The 19,132-nt window shown below is 71.3% G+C and carries 13 protein-coding genes and 1 pseudogene; all 14 read right to left on the reverse strand.

The features are described 5' to 3' along the window. Positions 1 to 8: 8 nt before the first annotated feature. A complete protein-coding gene (locus tag ACZ3ZD_RS32070) occupies positions 9 to 1,826 on the reverse strand; it encodes an AGE family epimerase/isomerase (protein ID WP_467405134.1) in 1,818 nt (605 codons plus the stop codon). Beyond that, positions 1,816 to 2,481, reverse strand: coding sequence for a DJ-1/PfpI family protein (locus tag ACZ3ZD_RS32075; RefSeq protein WP_467405137.1), 666 nt, complete (start codon positions 2,479 to 2,481; stop codon positions 1,816 to 1,818). The genes ACZ3ZD_RS32070 and ACZ3ZD_RS32075 overlap by 11 nt, the downstream gene beginning before the upstream one ends. An 11-nt stretch (positions 2,482 to 2,492) precedes the next feature. Then, complete coding sequence (locus ACZ3ZD_RS32080; protein WP_467405141.1) at positions 2,493 to 4,100, reverse strand: thiamine pyrophosphate-binding protein; 1,608 nt, start codon at positions 4,098 to 4,100, stop codon at positions 2,493 to 2,495. A 39-nt stretch (positions 4,101 to 4,139) separates the two neighbouring features. Continuing rightward, positions 4,140 to 4,964: a type 1 glutamine amidotransferase domain-containing protein gene (locus ACZ3ZD_RS32085; protein ID WP_467405143.1), complete on the reverse strand. Its 825-nt coding sequence runs from the start codon at positions 4,962 to 4,964 to the stop codon at positions 4,140 to 4,142. 207 nt (positions 4,965 to 5,171) lie between these two features. Further along, complete coding sequence (glgB, locus tag ACZ3ZD_RS32090) at positions 5,172 to 7,328, reverse strand: 1,4-alpha-glucan branching protein GlgB (protein WP_467405146.1); 2,157 nt, start codon at positions 7,326 to 7,328, stop codon at positions 5,172 to 5,174. Beyond that, a complete protein-coding gene (locus ACZ3ZD_RS32095) occupies positions 7,325 to 8,641 on the reverse strand; it encodes a maltokinase N-terminal cap-like domain-containing protein (RefSeq protein WP_467405149.1) in 1,317 nt (438 codons plus the stop codon). The genes glgB and ACZ3ZD_RS32095 overlap by 4 nt, the downstream gene beginning before the upstream one ends. Next, the gene (gene treS, locus ACZ3ZD_RS32100) at positions 8,638 to 10,353 is read right to left on the reverse strand and encodes a maltose alpha-D-glucosyltransferase (protein ID WP_467405152.1); all 1,716 of its coding nucleotides are present in this window, start codon (positions 10,351 to 10,353) and stop codon (positions 8,638 to 8,640) included. The genes ACZ3ZD_RS32095 and treS overlap by 4 nt, the downstream gene beginning before the upstream one ends. After that, positions 10,350 to 12,308 carry an alpha-1,4-glucan--maltose-1-phosphate maltosyltransferase gene (locus ACZ3ZD_RS32105; protein ID WP_467405156.1) on the reverse strand — a complete coding sequence of 653 codons (1,959 nt, stop codon included), beginning with the start codon at positions 12,306 to 12,308 and terminating at the stop codon, positions 10,350 to 10,352. Before ACZ3ZD_RS32105 ends, treS begins: the two co-directional genes overlap by 4 nt. 75 nt (positions 12,309 to 12,383) lie before the next feature. Beyond that, the gene (locus tag ACZ3ZD_RS32110; protein WP_467405160.1) at positions 12,384 to 13,082 is read right to left on the reverse strand and encodes an EthD domain-containing protein; all 699 of its coding nucleotides are present in this window, start codon (positions 13,080 to 13,082) and stop codon (positions 12,384 to 12,386) included. Between the two features lie 44 nt (positions 13,083 to 13,126). Beyond that, the gene (locus ACZ3ZD_RS32115; RefSeq protein ID WP_181792794.1) at positions 13,127 to 13,435 is read right to left on the reverse strand and encodes a muconolactone Delta-isomerase; all 309 of its coding nucleotides are present in this window, start codon (positions 13,433 to 13,435) and stop codon (positions 13,127 to 13,129) included. A gap of 61 nt (positions 13,436 to 13,496) precedes the next feature. Next, a complete protein-coding gene (locus ACZ3ZD_RS32120) occupies positions 13,497 to 14,642 on the reverse strand; it encodes an IS701 family transposase (RefSeq protein WP_467405165.1) in 1,146 nt (381 codons plus the stop codon). A gap of 455 nt (positions 14,643 to 15,097) precedes the next feature. Next, a pseudogene (locus tag ACZ3ZD_RS32125) lies at positions 15,098 to 16,295 on the reverse strand (IS110 family RNA-guided transposase). 1,021 nt (positions 16,296 to 17,316) lie between these two features. Further along, a complete protein-coding gene (locus ACZ3ZD_RS32130; protein WP_467405168.1) occupies positions 17,317 to 18,195 on the reverse strand; it encodes a LysR family transcriptional regulator in 879 nt (292 codons plus the stop codon). Between the two features lie 162 nt (positions 18,196 to 18,357). After that, positions 18,358 to 19,110, reverse strand: coding sequence for an SDR family NAD(P)-dependent oxidoreductase (locus tag ACZ3ZD_RS32135; RefSeq protein ID WP_467405171.1), 753 nt, complete (start codon positions 19,108 to 19,110; stop codon positions 18,358 to 18,360). Between the last annotated feature and the right edge of the window lie 22 nt (positions 19,111 to 19,132).

Consider the following 19,132-nt stretch of genomic DNA (forward strand, 5'->3'; position numbering starts at 1 on the left):
ATCTCCGATCAGCGGGCCGGCTGCAGGGTGGCCCGCACGTGCAGCGGCTTCTCCGAGCGCGGCAGCTCGATGGTCAGGGCGTCGGGGTCGAAGCCCGTGAACGGGCTGCCGTCCACCTCGACCGCAGCGAGGCGGACCGAGCCCGGGGGCAGCGCGTCGGGGGCGACCCGCAGCGTCCGGCCGGCCTCCGGCAGCGGCCGGAACCACAGCGACAGGGGCTCGCCGTTGAGCAGCAGCCGCTCGTACACCGTGGCGAGCAGGCACAGCTCGGCCTTGTGGTACAGGCTCATCGCGTGGTTGGCCTTCATCCGCTCGGTGCCGAGCAGGTACGGCAGGCCGTCGGCCAGCACGTTGAAGTACACGCCGCCCTCCTCGTGGTCCAGGAAGAAGGCGTTGTAGAACGCGGCGGACTCGCGCGCCTGGCTGCGGAAGCCGGCGTCGCCGGAGTTGCCGGCGAGGATCTGGTACGCCAGGATCGCCTGCTCCTGCTGCCACCACGCCTTGCGGTCGTGCCAGGCCATCCGGTGGAAGTCCTCGCCGGGCCGCCGGGTGCGTTCCACCACGTCGTACCAGCCGTGCCGTTGCAGGTCGGCGCCGACCGCGGGCATGGTCCGCCCGATGTGCCGGGCGAGTTCGGTGTAGCGGTCCTTGGGGCGGATGGCGTTCATCCGCATCAGGTTCCAGGCGATCTTCAGGTTGTGACCGACGACGGCGCGGTCCTGCTGCCAGCCCCAGGTGCGGTCGGCCGACCAGTCCTCGTGGAAGCGTTCCTGGACGAAGGGGCTGCCTTCCTCGGGGAATCGCTCGACGATCAGGTCGAAGCATTCCTCGAGCATGTCGGCGTGCCGCGCCTCACCGGTCGCCAGGTACAGGTTGAGCAGGTACGCGGGCGCGTGGTCGCCGATGGAGTTCCAGTTCTTGCGCGAGCGGTTGCGGCCCAGCGACGGGTGGTGCGGGCTGAGTTCGAGGGGGTCGATGTGCGAGTAGTAGCCGCCCCGCTCGTGGTCCTTGAAGTACCGGTGGAACAGACGCAGGGTCGCGTCGATGTCGTCGGCGATGCGCGGGTCACCGGTGATGCGGTAGGTCTGCGTCGGGCCGACGAGCGCGTAGATCTGCTCGTAGGCGGGGATGGCGCGGTAGTCGTCGTCGAACTCGGAAGTGAAGATCTTGGTCTCCGTGCCGCCCCGCAGGTCGATGCCGTGGTACCAGTACACGACGTCGCTGTCCCGGTCCACGAAGCGCATGTGGTCGCGCAGGTACTCGGTGCCGCGTTCGGCGATGCGCAGGTAGTCCTCGTCGCCGGAGATCATGTAGGCGGAGGCCATGCCGTACACCAGCCGGGAGATCGTGTCCGTCTCCTGGACGTGGTGGTCGCCCTTGTTGCCGCTCAGGCGCAGCTGGGTGCGGTAGTCGGCGAAGTCGGGGTCGGAGGTCTGCCCGAACTGCGCGACGCGGTAGAAGCGGGCCAGCTCCCCCAGCTGGTGAGGCCACCAGCCGCCGTCCTCAAACGTGTACCGGCCGGCCTGTTCGCCGAGGAAGGTGACGTGCTTGGCCTCGACGGTGTAGCCGGAGCGGCCCGGGTAGAAGACGCCGTACAGGAACAGGTGCCGGCCCGGGACGAGCAGTTCGGCCAGCCGTCCGGTCGCGTCCCGGTAGGGCTCGCCGAGATTGCGCAGCATCTCCGCGGTGGCGGTGCCGTACTCGGCGCGCACCGTCCGCCCGTCACCCGTGCGCAGCGTGACCACACGGCCGGCCGGGTCGTGTTCGGTGACGTAGCCGGCGACGAGGTCGGAGAACAGGAAGTCCGGTCGGTAGTCACCCGTCATGGTGGTCCCCCTTTCGGTTGGGTACGGTCGAGCGCCACCAGCGCCGGTCGCGGGAGGCTCCCCTGGCCGCGAGGAGGTCGATGAGGGTGCGGGCGAAGAGGTGGCAGTGGTCGGCGCTGCGGGCGGTGACCAGGTCGCCGTGCACCACGACGTCCTGGTCGGTGTAGACCGCCCCCATGTGCCGGACGTCGTGAACGAGGTTGTTGTGGCAGGTCACGGGCCGCCCGCGGACCGCCTCGGGGATCGGTGACAGCAGCCACATGCCATGGCAGATGATCCCTTTGAGGATGCGCGGATCGTCGAAGGCCCGCTGCAGCAGCCGGACGGCGGGCGAGAGGTCGCCCGCCTTCTCGGCGTACCTGAGCCGGTCGGAGACCATGCCGGAGGGGACGATGAGGGCGGAGTACTCGCGCAGCCGCTCGTCGTCGACCAGTTCCAGGTCCCCGTCGACGGTGAGGGGGAGGTGGTGCTCGTGGCCGGTGAAGGTGAGGGCGTCCTCGCCCCACAGCCTGGTCAGGAGCTCGACCCGGGCGCCTTCCTCGGCGAAGCGCCGCAGGTAGTAGTCCACCTCGGGCTCGACGTAGTCGCTCTCCATCAGAATCGCGACGGTACGTCCCGCCAGGCGGCCGTCGGCGGCCGGTGCGATGGCGTTCATCGGCGCGCCCCTCAGTCCGTGGCCAGGTCGACGAGGAACGGCCCGGGGTGCTCGAGCATCCGCCGGATCGCGGCCTCCACCTGGTCCGGCTTGTCCACCCGCACCGCCTCGACGCCCAGGCTCCGGGCGAGTTCGACGAAGCCGATGCCCGGGCTGCTGAGATCGAAGCCGGCCGGGTGGTCGTGCGAGGCGATGGAGCGCTCGCGCCAGTACTGCTCGATGTTCAAGTCCAGCAGCTGGTAGCGCTGGTTGTTGCAGATGACGAGCTTCGCCGCGACCCCGTAGCGGGCGGCCGTCCACAGCGCCTGGATGGTGTACATGCTGCCGCCGTCGCCGGTGAAGCCCACCACGTGGGCCTCGGGACGGGCCAGCTTGGCGCCGATCGCGCCGGGGATGCCGATGCCGAGGGAGCCGCCGCGGGTCAGGAAGTAGTCGCCGGGCCGCGTCGGCGGGAGCTGGCGGACCAGCGGCGGGGAGGCGGTGAGCGCCTCGTCGAACAGCACCACGCCCGCCGGGCCGGCCTGCCGGCGCAGCTCCGCGGCGAACAGCTCCATCAGCGGGCTGTCGACCGTGGTCGCGGGGATCGGCAACGGGGCGGCGGCCGACCGGGTCAGGCCCCGGGACTCCAGCAGGTCGCCGAGTGCGGCGAGGGTCGGAGCCGGGTCGGCGACCAGGGCCACGTCGACGGGGAAGTTCTTGGCGATCTCCCAGTCGTCCAGGTCGATGTGGACGATCTTCGCGTCGGCGGGGAAGGGACTGGCCAGCGAGGGGAACACCTCGGGGAACAGGTAGGTCCCGACCACTGCCACCACGTCGGCCTCCGCGACCGCGGCAGCGCTGACCTCGCCGAACATGTGGCCGAGCTGTCCGCGGTAGAGCGGGTGGGTGGCGTCCATGTTGACTTCGGAGTTGTCCAAACCCCACACCGGGGCGTCCAGCAGCTCCGCTAGCCGCACCAGTTGCGCCTGGCCGCCGGAGACCGAGACGCCGTCGCCCATCAGGATCAGCGGGTTGCGTGCGTCCGCGAGCAGCGCCGCGGCGCGCTCAAGTTCCGCCGCGACGGGAAGGACGGCTCGGGTGGGCACCGAGGACGGCACCACGGGCTCGCTGGTCAGTTCGTCCAGCACGTCCATCGGCAGGGCGACGAACACCGGCCCGCGCGGAGGCGTCATTGCCACCTTCACCGCGCGCCGCAGCACCCGCAGCACCGAGGAGGGGTGCGTCACCCGCGTCGCGTACTTGGTGACCGGCCTGGCCATCTCCACCAGGTCGACGGCCATCTGCGAGTCCATCGCGTCGTAGCGCACGCCGGCGTCGCCGGCGATCACCACCAGCGGGGAGTGACCCCGCTTGGCCTGATAGAGCATGCCCACGCCGTTGCCCAGGCCGACGCCGGTGTGCAACTGCACGAGCGCCGGGCCCCCGGAGGCCCGGGCGTAGCCGTCGGCGATCCCGACGGCCACGCCCTCGTGCAGCGCCAGCATGTACTCGAAGCCCCGGACCTGCTCAAGGACGTCCAGGAAACCCTGCTCTACCGTGCCCGGGTTGCCGAACATCCTGGTGACCCCATCAGCCAGGAACTGCTCGAAGATCGCTTCCTTGCCAGGCCTCGCGTTCATGCGCGTTACCTCCAGGTCGAGTCGTGACGGGCTCGGCTGCTACCAGCCGTAGCGGCGCAGGCCCGCCTCCAGGACCTCCACCAGCTTCTCGCCGGAGAGGAAGGAGTCAGGCGTCGAACGGGCGGTGATGAACGGGTAGTCGACGAGGACCGAGGTCTCCTTGCCGACGTTTCCGTGGAAGCGGCCGTCGGGGCCGGTGGCGTCGCGCAGGATGTACTCCAGCGGGTACGGCGGCGGGCCCATGTTGAAGTCGACGCCGAGGAACCCGGTGCCGTCCTTGTAGTCGTACTCCTTGCAGTGGCCGGTGACGTGCTTGCCCCAGATGATGCTCTCGCGGGTCTCCCAGTCACGGGCGAACGCGAGGGTGGCGACGCCGTAGCACTCGGCCAGGATCGGCTTGTCCGCGCGGACGAAGGCGAGGACCAGCTCGTGCAGCCGGCCGTTGTTGGCCAGGTCGACGATCGGGCCGCTGCCGCCGACGATGACCAGCGCGTCGTACTGTTCGATGTCGGCGTCGAGCGTGGCCAGCTCCCGGTAGTACGCCTCCATCAGGCGCAGCGGGTTGGGATCGCTGTCGTAGGGGCGCTCCGGGATCCACGCCGACAGGTCGAGCGGGTTGTCGAGGCGGTCCGACTCGTCCAGTTCACGGGCGGCCACGGCCACCTCGGGAGTGGTCACGGAGCGGCCGAGCGGCGGGTCGATGTATCCCGGGTCCAGGCTCGGGGGGAGCGCCTGCGGGCGCTTGCCGGTGGGTGTGGCGAAGACGCTCTCGTACCCGTTGCGGTCGAAGGCGACCAGCGGGCCGAGGAGTTCCTCGCCCCAGTAACCGTACTCCGAGAGTACGATCAGTACCTTCCTTGTCATTCCGTCTCCTGGGATGAGTCGAATCGGAGATGGCGCAGAATTCGCCATTCGATATCGCTGGCGATTGCGCGCCCTTTGAAGAAAACCGGACCTGCTCCCGAGGGGCAAGGTTGCCGGCGGGCAATGCGCGTACTTGATTAAGTCCGCCCGGAATCAGGGCCCGGGCGAGGCTATTTCGTGCACTGCACGAAATAGCCTCGCCGCCGTTCAGCGCGGAGCGTCTTCCCGGCGGCCGTCGTGCCACAGCCACAGCGCGGAGCGCGCCGGAAGGCCCAGTGGCGCTCCATCGGCCCGCACCAGCTCCGCGACTGGGGTGCCGTCGGGCGAGGCGGTGGTGTCCAGCACCACCGACCAGCCGTCCGGCGCGGGCAGCGGCACGCCGAGGGCCGTCACCGGCTGGTCGGAGAGGTTCACCAGGCACACCAGTGTCTCGCCGCCGGCACCGCCGCGCGCGAAGGCGGCGACCTGTCCGCCGTTCGGCTCGGGAAGCCACGAGAACAGCCGCGGATCGTCGTCCACGTGCAACGGCGCGAGAGACCGCTGAAGCCGGTTCAGCCGCGCCACCAGGGCGGTGAGGGCCGCGCCCCGCTCGGTGGCCGCCTGGGCCCATGGCAATTCGCCTTCGGCGTCCCACTCGGAGGTCTGTCCGAACTCGCCGCCCATGAACAACAGCTTTTTCCCCGGGTAGGCCCACATATAGGCGAACAAGGCCCGCAGCCGCTCCGCCTTCGCCCCGTCGTCCCCGGGCATCCGCTGCCACAGCGAGCCCTTGCCGTGCACCACCTCGTCGTGCGACAGCGGAAGCAGGAACCGCTCGGAGAAGGCGTAGGACGCCGAGTGCCTGAAGCCGTCGCCGTCCGGGTGCGCGGAGCCGGCCTGGAGGAGAGTGTCGTGCATCCAGCCCAGGTTCCACTTGAGGTCGAACCCGAGGCCTTCCGGCCGGGTGACGCCGGGCCAGGCGGAGGACTCCTCGGCGATCACGAGCGCGCCCGGATGGGCGGTGTGCACGCCGGTGGTCAGCTCCCGCAGGAGTTCGACCGCTTCCAGGTTCTCGCGCCCGCCCAGGGCGTTCGGCAGCCACTCGCCCTCGCCCCGGGAGTAGTCGAGGTAGAGCATCGAGGAGACCGCGTCGACGCGAAGGCCGTCCGCGTGGAACTCGCCGAGCCAGTACGACGCGGCGGACAGCAGGAAACTGCGGACCTCGGGCCGGGCATAGTCGAAGATGTACGTTCCCCAGTCCGGGTGTTCCCCGCGCCGGGGGTCGGGGTGCTCGTACAGGGCGGTGCCGTCGAACATGCCCAGGCACCAGGCGTCCCGCGGGAAGTGTGCCGGCACGAAGTCGAACAGCACTCCCACGCCCAGGCCGTGCAGGTGGTCCACGAGGAAGCGCAGCCCGTCCGGATCGCCGTGCCGGGCCGTGGGGGCGAAATAGGAGCCGACCTGGTACCCCCAGGAGGCGGTCAGCGGGTGCTCCGCCAGCGGCAGCAGCTGCACGTGCGTGAAGCCCAGCCGCCGCACGTGCTCGCCCAGCAGGCGCGCGAGATCGCGGTAGTCCAGCCAGGAGCCGTCCTCCCGCCGGCGCCATGAGGGCAGGTGCACCTCGTAGACGCTCATCGGCCGGCCGGCGCTCTGCCGGGCCGGGCGCTCACGCATCCACCGGGTGTCGCGCCAGGAGTGCGAAGTCGCCGTGACCACGGACGCGTTGGCCGGCGGGCACTCGGCGGCCCGGGCCAGCGGGTCGGCCTTCTCGCGCCAGCGCCCGTCCACCCCGCAGACCACGAAGCGGTAGCGGGCGCCCGCGCCCACACCGGGCACGAACAGCGCCCAGACCCCGCCGGTGTCGGTGCGGCTCATCAGGTGGCCGCGCCCGTCCCAGCCGTTGAAGTCGCCCGTGACCTGCACACCGCGGGCGTTCGGCGCCCACACGGCGAACAGCGTGCCGGCCGGGGTACCGTCCGACGCCGGCTGCGGGCGCGCCCCCAGCAGCTCCCACAGCCGTGTGTGCCGGCCCGCGGCGAACAGCGCGAGACCGTCCTCGTCCAGCACCGGCGGCCACTGGTAGGGGTCCTGCCGTTGCCGCCACCGCCCGTGGGTGCGTTCCCACACGGTGTAGAGCCCTGCCCCGCCCGGCACCACGGCACCGAACAGCCCATCGGGGTGCAGACGGCCGAGCGGGATCCGCCGGCCGTCGCCCAGCTCCACGTCCACGGCGTTCGCCCCGCGGGCCAGTACCGTGACCGCCGTCCCCTCCGCGCACGGGTGCCCGCCCAGCAGGCGGTGCGGGTCGGTGATCCGGCCGGACAGCAGCTGCCCTATGCGCTCCTGGGTGGGCAGCCCGGCCGCCTCGTGCGCCGGGGCGGTCACCGCGGTGCCTCCGCGAGCTGCTGTCCCAGGGCCTCCCGGACGGCCGCGAGCGGCACGGAGACCCAGTCGGGGCGGTTCCTCGTCTCGTACAGGACCTCGTAGACGGCCTTGTCCAGCTCGAAGACCCGGAGCAGGCGCCGGTCGGCGGACGTGATGCCGCCGTACCCGCGCAGGACCGCCTCCGCGGCCTCGTGCGCCCAGCCCGGGCCGTCCTCGCCCCGGGTGCGGGCGGCGTAGTCGATGGACCGCAGCATGCCCGCGACGTCCTGGAGCGGGGAGCGCCAGGCCACCCGCTCCGCCGGCGAGGCCGACGGCTCACCCTCGAAGTCGATCAGCAGCCAGCCGTCCCCGGTACGCAGCACCTGCCCGAGGTGGAGGTCTCCGTGGATGCGCTGCAGCCGGCCGCTCAGCGGCCCGTGCGGCTCCACGGCCAGCGAGGCGCGCAGGCCGGGCGCGAACGGCCGCAGCGCCGGGACCTGCTCCAGCGCCTCTTCGAGCCGCACGGACATCCCGGCGGTCAGCCGCCGCGCTGCGGACGGCGTCAGCGCCGCCGAACCGAAGGCGCGCGCCAGCGCCCGGTGGGTGGAGCGGACAGCCGCGCCGAGTGCGGCGAAGTCGTCCGGCGCCGGTCCGGCACCGTCCCCCGCGGTGGTGACCAGCGTCCACCCGTCGACGGCGCCCGGGGCGAAGGACTGCACCAGCCCCAGAGTGACCGGGCCCGGCTCGGTGTCGACCTCGATGGACCCGAGCACCGGGGCGATCGGCGCCCCGGCCTCGCCGCCGATCCGGCGCAGCACGTCCAGGTCGGGGTTGGTCCCCACCACCGCCCGGCGGAACAGCTTGAGGATGAAGCGCTCGCCGAACACCACCGAGCTGTTGGACTGCTCGGTCTGCAGCGGGCGGACGTCGAGGCCGGCCCGGGCCGCCAGCCGCAGCGCCCCCTCCTGTTCGGAGCGGAAGCGCACCGGGCCGCTGCAGCCGCCGGCTGCGACCCGCTGCAGCAGCACGGACATCAGCTCCGGATCGCTGGTGGCCTCGTAGAACAGCCGGCCGTCCACGACGGCGATCGGGTCGGCGCACAGCCATGGCGGCACCGAGGCGCGCACGCCCACGGGGACCTGGTAGCGCTGCACCGTCCCGTCGCCCATCTCGGCGGCCACGATCAGCAGCCGGGCCTCGGGTCCGTCGTGCGCCGGGGCGGCCACCAGGGGCGCGTCCGAGGTGACGGTGACGTTCCGGACCGACTGGTTCTTGCCCGCGAACCAGCGCTGGACCTGCAGCCAGCGGCCCAGAGCCGCCTGGACGCCGGTCATTTCTCCTCCAGGTGACGCAGGTGCAGCCAGTAGAAGCCGTAGGGGGGCAGGGTGACGGCGAAGTCCTCGTCACCGACGGAGCCGAACACCTCGCCGCCCGTCGCCTCCACCACGACGCGGCCCCGGTGGCCCTGCAACGGCAGCAGCGCCCGCTGCGGGCGGCCCGAGACGTTGAAGACGCACAGCACCACGTCGTCCACGTCCGCGCCCTCCGCGCGGTGGCTGCGCAGGTAGCTCAGGACGGCGGGGTTCTCACCCTCCACCTCCGTGTACGTGCCGAGCCCGAAGGCGGGGTGCTCCTTGCGGACCTGCAGCATCTCGCGGTTCCAGTGCAGCAGGCTGGAGGGCACACGCCGCTGGGCCTCGACGTTGACCGACTGGTACCCGTAGACGGTGTCGGCCACCACCGGCAGGTACAGCTGGCCCGGGTCCGCGGTCGAGAAACCGGCGTTGCGGTCGGGGCTCCACTGCATCGGGGTGCGCACGGCGTCGCGGTCGTCGAGCCAGATGTTGTCGCCCATGCCGATCTCGTCGCCGTAGTAGAGGATCGGCGAGCCGGGCAGCGACAGCAGCATCGCGGTGAACAGGCGGACCTGCCGCTCGTCGCTGTCCAGCAGCGGGGCGAGCCGCCGCCGGATGCCTATGTTGGCCTTCATCCGCGGGTCCTTGGTGTACTCGCCGTACATGTACGCGCGGTCCTGGTCGGTGACCATCTCCAGGGTCAGCTCGTCGTGGTTGCGCAGGAACACCCCCCACTGGCAGCCGTCCGGGATGGCCGGCGTCTGGGCGAGCACCTCGGCCACCGGGTAGCGCGACTCGCGCCGCACCGCCATGAACATCCGTGGCATCAGCGGGAAGTGGAACGCCATGTGGCACTCGTCGCCCCCGCCGGAGGTCTCGCCGAAGTAGGCGACGACCTCCTCCGGCGGCTGGTTGGCCTCGGCCAGCAGGATCCGGTCGCCGTACTCGTCGTCGACGACCTTCCGGCACAGCTTGATGAAGTCGTGGGTGGCCGGGAGGTTCTCGCAGTTGGTGCCCTCCTCGGCGAACAGGTAGGGCACCGCGTCCAGCCGCAGCCCGTCCACGCCCAGGTCCAGCCAGAAGCGCAGCACGTCGAGGACCGCCTCCTGCACCGCCGGGTTCTCGTAGTTGAGGTCCGGCTGGTGACTGAAGAAGCGGTGCCAGAAGTACTGGCCGCGGACCGGGTCGTAGGTCCAGTTCGAGCGTTCGGTGTCGACGAAGATGATGCGTGCGTCCGGGTAGCCGGAGTCGTCGTCGGCCCACATGTAGTAGTCGCCGTACGGTCCGTCCGGGTCGCTGCGGGAGGCCTGGAACCACGGGTGTTCGTCGGAGGTGTGGTTGAGCACCAGGTCGATCACGACCCGGATGCCACGGCGGTGCGCCTCGTCCAGCAGCCGCACGAACTCCTCCATGGTCCCGAACTCCGGGAGCACGGACCGGAAGTCGCTGATGTCGTACCCGCCGTCGCGCAGCGGCGAGGCGTAGAACGGCGGCAGCCACAGGCAGTCGACGCCCAGCCAGGACAGGTAGTCCAGGCGCTGGGTCAGCCCCGTGAGGTCGCCCGTGCCGTTGCCGTCCGAGTCGTGGAAGGCACGCACCAGGACCTCGTAGAAGATGGCCGTCTTGAACCAGTCCGGGCCGCCCTGCGCCGGCCCGGCGCCGGCCGCGGGCACCGGCTCGCGGGCGCTCATGCCTTCACCACGGCCGCGATGTGGGCCACCTGGTGCAACGGTTCGATCTTCACGTACGTCTCCTCGGTCCAGTGGAAGAGGTCTCCGCTCACTTCGTCGAGGACCGTGAACGTTCCGGACTCCAGGCAGAGACGGTGGAAGTCCCAGCCGACCGTTCCCTCCTGGGCGGTCGCCGGGTCCAGCGAGACAACGACGAGGACTAGATCTCCGCTGACCTGGTCGCGCTTGGAGAACGCGACCAGCGAGTCGTTGTCGGTCGGGTGGAAGTGCAGGTCGCGCAGCTGCCGCAGCGCCGGGTGGGCACGGCGGATCTCGTTCAGCCGGGTGATCCACGGCTGCAGCGAGCGGCCCTGGTCCAGCGGCCCCCAGAAGTCCCGGGGACGCAGTTCGTACTTCTCCGAGTTCAGGTACTCCTCGCCGCCCTCGGCGAGCGGCTCGGACTCGTAGAGCTCGAAGCCCGCGTACACGCCCCAGGTCGGTGCCAGGGTGGCCGCCAGCGCGGCGCGAATGGCGAACATCGCCGGCTGTGCGCGCTGCAGCGAGCGCGGCAGGATGTCGGGCGTGGTCACGAACAGGTTGGGCCGGAACTCGTGAGCGTGCGCGACCAGTTCGCTACCGAAGGCCTCGATCTCGGCCTTGGTCTCCCGCCAGGTGAAGTAGGTGTAGGACTGGGTGAAGCCCAGCCGGGCCAGGCCGTACAGCCGGGCAGGCCTGGTGAACGCCTCGGCCAGGAATAGCACGTCCGGGAAGGACCGTTTCACCTCGCCGATGAGCCACTGCCAGAAGTCCGGCGGCTTCGTGTGCGGATTGTCGACCCGGAAGATCCGCACCCCTTGCCGTACCCAGTGCAGGACCACGCGTAGCACCTCGGCGTACAGGCCCTCGCGGTCGTTGTCGAAGTTGAGCGGGTAGATGTCCTCGTACCGCTTGGGAGGGTTCTCCGCGTAGGCGATCGAGCCGTCGGACTTGTGTGTGAACCACTCCGGGTGCTCGGCCACCCAGGGATGGTCGGGTGAGCACTGCAGTGCCAGGTCGAGGGCGACCTCCAGGCCGAGTTCCCGGGCGCGGGCGACGAAGGCGTCGAAGTCGTCGAGTGTGCCCAGCTCGGGGTGGACCGCGTCGTGGCCTCCGTCCGCCGAGCCGATCGCCCAGGGCGAGCCGGGATCGCCGGGCCGAGCCACGACCGAGTTGTTGCGGCCCTTGCGGTTGGTCCGGCCGATGGGATGGACCGGCGGCAGGTACACCACGTCGAAGCCCATCGCGCCGACGCGTTCGAGCTCGGCCGCCGCGGTCGCGAAGGTCCCGTGCAGCGGGGTGCCGGCGGCGTCGCGGCCGCCCGTGGAGCGCGGGAAGAACTCGTACCAGGCACCGGACAGGGCCCGCTCGCGGTCCACCCACAGCTCGTACGTGCGCCCCGGCGACCGAAGGCGCTTCACCGGCCGCTCGGCCATCAGCCGCAGGACCGGCTCGGACAGGGCGGGCCCGACGCGCTCGTCGATCAGCGCGCCGTCCCGGCGCAGGGCGTCCGCCGCGTCCCGCAGCAGCAGCCGTTCGTCGGCCGTGGCCGCGTCGGCCGCCTCATCGAGCAGGCGTGCGCCGTCTTCCAGGTCGACGGCGAGCAGCCCGGGATTGACGCCGGCCTCGGCCTTCACCCGTACGCCGTGGCACCAGGTGGCCCAGGGATCGTCCCAGCCGTCGACGCGGAAACGCCACAAGCCCGGATGGTCGGGCACCAGCAGCGCGTGCCACCGGTCCACGTCGTCGTGCGAGCGGCTCATCGCAGTGTGCCGCGGCGCCGGGTCGTCCGGCCCCTGCCACACCAGGGTCGCGCCCACCGCGTCGTGTCCCTCCCGCCAGACGGCGGCGCTGACGGGGACCGCCTCGCCGACCGCCGCCTTGCCCGGAAGTCCCTCTCCCACCACCGGGGTCACGTCCTCGACCACGATCCTGTTCATCAACTGCCCTTCCCGGGACGGATCCGCGGCCCGGCGCCGGGGACCACCCCCTCGTTCGTCCCCGGCGCCGGGAGTTCAGCGGGCGTCCGGACCGATGATCCAATGCTCGCGGGTGACCAGCCGGTGGTCGTACCGGGGCTCGATCAGCCCGGCCAGCTCCTCCTCGGCGTGCTTGAACTCGTCGGACTCCAGCGCCGCGGCCAGCGCCTGCTCGTCGTCGAACCACATCAGGTGGACGGCGTCGAGCATGGCCTCGCCCAGCGCGTAGTAGCCGTCCCGGGTGTGGTTCTGCAGGTAGCCGCGCAGGCCCGGCACCTGCGCCAGACGGGAGGCGTAGCCGCCCAGGCTGCGCTCGCGGAAGGTGTCGAGCGGAAGGCCCTCGGCCCGCTTGACTAGACGCAGCAGCTTGACCCCGCTGCCGGTGCCCTCGTGCCGCGGCGGCTCCTTGACGACATGCGCGTCAGTGTCGAGGACCACGGTGCGCCAGAAGGCGGCCCACTTGGGCTCGTCCAGGCGGGCACCGTTCAGGAACTCGTCCGTCTGCAGCGAGGCCAGCTGCTCCTGCTCGTTGGCCAGCCAGATCTCGGCGACGCCGCTCCACAGCGGCTCGCCCTCGCCGTCCAGAAAAGACGGGATGCGGGTGTCGATCGCGTACTTGCGGATCTGCGGGATCCTGCTGGCGTACTGGACGGCGTGCACGCCCAGCCAGTAGTCCTGGAACTCCCGCTCCGTCATGCCCGGCTTGGGCGAGGCGAAGATGAGCTGGTGGATCATGGATACTCCCGTCGGTGTAGGGCGGTGCGGTGGCTGACGTCCAGTCAGACCTGGTAGCGCTTGACCACGTCCGACGCGAAGCCGAGGTAGTCGCGCAGCGGCCAGACCTCCTCGAATTCGAGGTACTCGCGCATCGGCAGCCGTCCGAGGGCGGTGCGGTCGAGTTCCTCGGCGTCGGGCGAGTCGATGATGGCGATCACGCGCTTCTGCGCCGCCACCTTCCAAATGCCGACGCAGAAACCGGAGTCGATGGTCTCCTGCGCGTGCTGGGCCTCCTCGGCCTCGATCTCCCACAGCTCGTCGAGGGAGATCCGGCCCTCGTGGTTCCACTTCATCTGCACGTAGAAAAGCATCTGAATTCCCTTGGCAGAAACGGTCGTTGGGTCTGTACGAAAGAGCGGGGCGCCGAGGGTCTCATGCGGTCGAACGCATGAGGGCGCGGTCGTGAAGGGCCTGGCTCAGCAGCAGCGCGGCCTGGGCCGCGGAGGCGAGGGTCACGTGGTGGTGCCAGCCGCGGAACGAGCGGCCTTCGAAGTGCTGCAGCCCGACGCGCCTGGCCAGGACGGGAGCGCTGTCGGCGTGCCGGCCCGCCATCCGCAGGAGCGCCAGCGGCTCGTGCATCCCGGAGGTGCCGAGGTTGGTCACCCAGTACTCGGCGCGGGCCGGTTCGGGGCCGACCCGGTGCAGCACCCGGCGGTGCAGCAGCGGCAGCCCGTCGCGAAACGGCTCCCCGAATCCGGTGCTGCGGGGCAGCGCGGTCATCGTGTAGAAGTCCTGCTTGCAGCCGCCGCGCCGCTCGGCGCCCAGAAGCAGCCGCGTCCGGTCGCCCTCGGGGACCAGTCCGACGAGGTCCGCGAGCGTCTGCGGACCGTTCGGCCGGGCTCCCGAGCGCAGCGGCGTGCCGGCTGGCACCCGCAGCAGGTACGCCAGACCGCGGCTCTCCAGTCCGCGGACGACCGCCGCAACGTCCGTACGGTCGTGGACGTGGGCGACCACCGGGAGGGGGCGCAGCCTCCAGTCGCCCATCATCTCGTCCACCGCGTCCAGCAGGTGCCGGCGACGGGGCTGCGACCGCTCGCCGGAGGGCACGTTCGCCTTGGTGCGCAGCGGGCCCTCGTCCCACTTGCTGGTGAGCATCAGGCGCCAGTTAACCGGGATGCTGCCCAGGTCGCCGGCGACTTCCACGGCAAGGGCGCTCTGGCAATTGAGGACCCGGCCCTCGGAGGGAGCGAACTGGCGGTCCACGCCGACCGAGCCGGTGCCGTTCTTGGCGAACGCGACGTCGCGCACCAGCCAGGCCCGCGGTGCCAGTTCGCGGTACACCAGCGCGGCGAGTTCCTGCCGCACCGGCGCCCAGGCCCAGGGGCTCTGGTTCACGAACTGCTGCAGGGACTGGATGGGGTCACGCCCGTCGCTGAGTTCGGCGATCCGACGGATGGTCTTGCGTCCGTCGACATGCAGCAGGCCCCGGACGTACAGTTCGCCCCAGCGGCGCTGGTCAGCCCTGGCGAAGGAGGAGAAAATCGCCTTGCAGAATTCGGAGATCCCAAGGTTGTCCAACCGATCTCGCGGCGCGGGAACGGCATCCGGGGCGGCCATTTTTCCTCCGTTTCCTCATCTGCGGGCATCCGGTATTCCGTGGTCCGGTGGCGCCTTCATAATGGCGAGCGGAAGAACGGCGACGCCAGAGGGCCGTGGGACTACGTCGTTTCTCGGTAGCGACATCGTGACGTTTACGAATCTGCCTGCAACAACGTGCTTTTCTGCTTGCCTTTTGCGCGCGGAGGGCCTTCGGGCCCCGAGGGCGAGGTGCGCGCGGAAGCCCGGGCCGACCTGTGCAGAGGACGCCGTCCGGCCGTCTTCTGCCCGCGTACCGCGCGTCGAGGGCGGATGGCGTCAGCTGAAGCGGCCGGCCCGAGCCGGTGGCGGGCCGATGGCTCCGCCGCGTACCCGGACCTGGTGGCGGACCGGTCGGCTCGGCCGCGCGGGTGCGGGGGGTGCCTCTATGTCTTTCGTTAAGCGAGGCGTGGGGTTCTGGGTTCGTAGAAGGTGCCGTCGCGGAGCATCGCGAACAGTACGTTGATCCGTTGGCGGGCCAGGCGGAGATGTGCCTGGGTGTGGGTCTTGCCGCGGGCCCGGTATCGGTCGTAGTAGGCGCGGGAGGCGGGATCGTGCAGCGCGGCGAACGCCGACAGGAACATCGCGCGTTTCAGTTGCCGGTTGCCGCCGCGGGGTGCGTGTTCGCCGTGGATCGAGGTCCCCGATGACTTGGTCGTCGGGGCGAGGCCGGCGTAGGAGGCCAGGTGGGCGGCGGTGGGGAAGCTGGTGCCGTCGCCGACGGTGACCAGCAGCGTGGCGGCGGTCCTGACCGCGACCCCCGGAATCGAGGTCAGGACCGCGGAAAGAGGGTGAGCCTCCTGCAGCTTCCGATCTGTGCTTCCAGGGCTCGTCGCTGTTCGTGGACGGCCGCGAGCGAACGGGTCAGGGACGGGATGACGAGGTCGAGGGTGCCGGTGCCTGGGACCACGACGGTCTGCTCGTCGAGCGCGTCGAAGACCTCGTCGATCAGCCGCTGGGCCATGCGCGGTGCCTTGGGCCGGATCACCTCGACCAGCCTGCGACGTCCGGCTTTGCGCAGGGCGGCCGGGGATCCGTAGCGTTCCAGCAGCCAGGACACCGCGGGGTGGTCCAGGCGCGGGCCGAGGACGCGTTCCAGGCTGGGGTGGAACTGGGTGAGCAGGCCGCGTATCCGGTTCGAGGTGCGGGTCGCCTCGGCCGCGAGGTCCTGATCGAAGCCCACCAGCACGGTCAGCTCGGCGGTGATCTCGTCGGTCAGCTCAAGCGAGCGCAGGGTGTGCGGCAGCGCGCGGGCGGCGTCCGCGATCACCGCGGCATCCTTCGCGTCGGTCTTCGCCTCGCTCGGGTAGAGATAGGCGATCAGCCGCATGGACAAGCCAGGCAGGTAGGCGACTTGCAGCCGGCATCCCGGGCGACCGTCAGGGGCAGGGCTCCGATCGAGGCGGGGCGGTCTACGATCACCAGCACGGTGCCGAACTTGGCGGCCAGCTTGTCGAAGACGGCCCGCAGCTTCGGCTCGCTGTTGGGCAGCTGCTTGTCGAAGACCTTCTTCCCGGCCGGGGTCAGCCCGTGCCCGTGATGGGCGCTCTTGCCCACGTCCAGGCCGAGGAAGACGCCCACGTCGTCGTCGTCCAACCCATTCTCCCGAGCAGTGTTCGTGCGGTGCTGGCCGGGGCGTTGGCGTCGTATGCGCGCATCCACGTTATGCAGACCTGCCGCCGGCAAGCGGCCGGGCATTGCGCCAGGCCAGGCGGTGGTCGGACCTCTCATCAGCGTCTCCAACGGCGCCTCCCAGGCCCGGTGACACCACCCCCAGGTCATCCGTTCGACAGGGGGGAACAGTCATGCCGGGCCCGGAGGCCAGCGGTCCTCTTGCAGGACCGCGGAAAACATAACGGGGGAACCGGGCCGGGTGTCATGGGCGCACGGCCTGTCCCGGACCGGGCCGGCGGTCGCTGCCCCTCCGCGGGATCCGTGGGACGGGGGCGTGAGAACGAACCGAAGGGCTTCGGCCGGCGAGCCGTCCGCGGCCTCGTCTTCGGCGCCCTTGTCCCGTGGAGGCCTGGATCGCCGGTCGCCCACGGGTCGTCGGCCGGAGCGGCGGGCGGCTCGGGCGGCGGTGGCGGCTACGTGGACGCCCCCCTCCAGGTCTGCAAGCCAGGCCTGCCGGGCCGGTCCGGGCCCAGGGCGGGTCGTATCCGCACCTCACGCCGGTCCGTGACCACGTGTCCGCCGTCGCGTGACCACCGGTGTGAACGCATCGACGCCAAGACCGAGGGCCGGCCGTCTCCGGCTCGCGGCTCCTGGCTCACGCCTGCCGGCCCTGGTCCGGACGGGGGCATTCCGTGGCGCTGAGACCGCCGAGTTCGTCCGCCGTCTCCTCGCCGCCTTTCGCCGCCGCGCCCGGTGGCCACCGGGCGCGCACACCATCCGCGCGACGCGGCGGCGTTCATGACGGCCGTCCGGCCCGGACCGAAGCGAGAGCTCGGCGGGGCACGTCGGGCGGGAGCCGGTGGCGGATCCGCGTACCGGCCCGCTTCCCCCGCGGCGGTGTGGCCCGGCCGCAGCACGTGATCGAGGCCCGGTTTCGGTGAGCCGTGCCCGATGCCAGGGACTTCGCGCACCGGGCGCAGCGGAAAGGCGAGCCGCGGAGGGCTCAGACGAACGGCCGCCGGCGGTCGGTCAGGGAGGGTGCCAGAGCGCCGAGGTGAAGGACCAGGTCGGCGAAGTCGCCGACCAAGGAATGCGGGTTCTCGTCGGGCCACGCCAGCCCGACGCGCTGCGGCGGTGCCCCTGCCAGCGGCCGCCAGCACAGGTCCGGGCGCTGGTACAGCCGCGCCACCGACTCCGGCAGCACGCACACACCGCCGCCCGAGGCCACGTTCTCCAGGAGTTCCTCGACGTTGTCCGCGGGCGCGGCCCACAGCCGGTCGCCCTCCGGGCGGACCGGTCCCCCCGCCCGCCCGGCGTCCGCCTCCAAGTCCGCCACGTCCACCCGGCTCCGGCTGGCCAGCGGATGCGCCACGGCGACGCCCAGCATCCGCGGTTCTTCGGCGACCACCGCCACGGTCAAGCCGGTGGTGTCGGCAGGCAACCACAGGAAAGCCACGTCGGCGTGCCCCTGACGCAGGTCGACGGTGCCGTGGGCGGCACGGTAGGCGACCGGCTCCAGCACCACCGAGGCGTACCGCCGGCCGAAGGCCTCCACGGCCTTGACCACCAGGTCGCCCATGCCGAGCGGCGGGCAGCCCACCCGCAGCCGGTTGCCGCTCAGGGCGGAAGAGGTACGGGCCAGCCGGGTGGCGTTCTCCCACAGCAGCAGCATCTGCCGGGCCGGATCCAGCAGTGCCCCGCCCGCGGCCGTCAGGCACACGTCCCGTGTGTTCCTGGCGAACAGTGGCGCGCCGATCTGCTCCTCCAGTAGCCGCACCTGCCGGCTGACAGCGGGCTGCGAGACGCCGAGCCGCTCCGCGGCGGCGCTGAAGCTCATCTCCTCGGCGACGGCCAGGAAGTACCGTAGGGTCTGCGTCCGCACATCCATCGTTTCCCGTTTCACGACGGCTCCCCACTCTGACAGCGAGCGCGGCCCGCCGCGCGGCCGGGGCCGCGTCCGGAGCGAAATCGCGCCTACTTCGTCAGGTTCCGGACACGACGGGGGCCGCCGCCGCGCGGTGCGCGGCGACGGCCCTGACACCCGTCACGGGCCGAGGAACAGCCCGCCGGCGACGTCGATACGCTGCCCGGTGATCCAGCGCGCGTCGTCCGAGGCGAAGAACGCCACCGCGTCGGCGATGTCCGCGGGCGCCCCGATCCGACCCAGCGCGGTCATCGCGATGGTCGCGGCGGTGGCCTCGGCGTCCACATCCAGCCACGAGTTCATGTCCGTGCTGGTGATGCCGGGGGAGACCGAGTTGACCGTGATGCCCTGAGGGCCCAGGTTCTTCGCAAGCGTCCGGGTCATGACGTCGATCGCGCCCTTGGTCATCGAGTAGACGACGTGGGGGACCGCCATCCAGGTCACCCCGGAGGAGATGTTGACGACCCGTGACCCCTTGCCCAGCACCGGCAGCAGCCGCTGCACGAGGAAGAACGGCGCGCGGACGTTCACCGCGAACATCCGGTCGAACTCGGCGCCGTCCGCCTCCTCCAGCGTGCCGCCGAACAGCGCCGCGTTGTTGACCAGCACGTCCAGCTGCCCGCCGCCGAGCCACGGCAACAGCTGGGACACCAGCTGCTCGACGCCGTCGCCGGCGGACAGGTCCGCCCGCACCGTGACCGCCTGCCCCCCGTCGCGCCGGATGGTGTCCACCACCTCGTTCGCGGCGTCCGCGCTGCCGTTGTAGTGAACCGCCACCCGCGCCCCGTCGGCCGCCAGCCGGGTGGCGATGGCCCGGCCGATCCCCCGAGAGGCGCCGGTGACCAGCGCCGCTCTGCCCTGCAACTGTGCCATGTCTTTTCCTCCCGGCGCGGCC

The sequence above is a fragment of the Streptomyces sp. NPDC023481 genome (assembly GCF_055560195.1).